The organism is Photorhabdus noenieputensis, assembly GCF_018448935.1.
GTDB lineage: Bacteria > Pseudomonadota > Gammaproteobacteria > Enterobacterales > Enterobacteriaceae > Photorhabdus > Photorhabdus noenieputensis.
Window position 1 is genome coordinate 1 of record NZ_RCWC01000183.1, and the last position, 497, is coordinate 497.

The following is a 497-nucleotide window of genomic DNA, read 5'->3' on the forward strand; positions in this document are numbered from 1 at the left end:
CTTTGATTTAAGATTCAGCGCCTTTAATCAAAGCGGGTAACTCTCTTCTTTTCAAATCGAAGTATCAGATCTAATCTGAACTAATACACCACTCACAAAATGTACAGGCCCATACACCAAAAGAAACTTTTACCGGGCCTCGTGCCCAGTTTCTTTACCCTTGTGTTAAAAAATGGCCTTCGGATTATTTTAGCTCCTCATTAATGACCTGCCGAACAATCAACTTTGCAGCCCAACTCGTTAAGTTGATGATTTCATCATTTTCTAAACCAAAAGTATCTTTCAGAATAGTCATAGCCTCTGTACCATATAAAACTGAAATCAACATAATAATCTTATGTATTGTGTCATCTTTAAGCTGACCTTTTAAAGGCGCTAACGCCGTAGAAAGTGTCTCTTTACGGTTACTTTTTTTCTTCAAAACAGGTCGTTTGTGGTTATCTTCACCGGATAAAGATTCCTGCCAGCGTAACTGAGAAATGCGTAAAGCATCCCTC

At 38.2% G+C, this 497-nt stretch carries 1 pseudogene; it reads right to left on the reverse strand.

The annotated features are described in order from the left end of the window. Positions 1-184 precede the first annotated feature (184 nt). Positions 185-497, reverse strand: a pseudogene (locus EAE91_RS23760) (TetR/AcrR family transcriptional regulator); the annotation flags it as partial.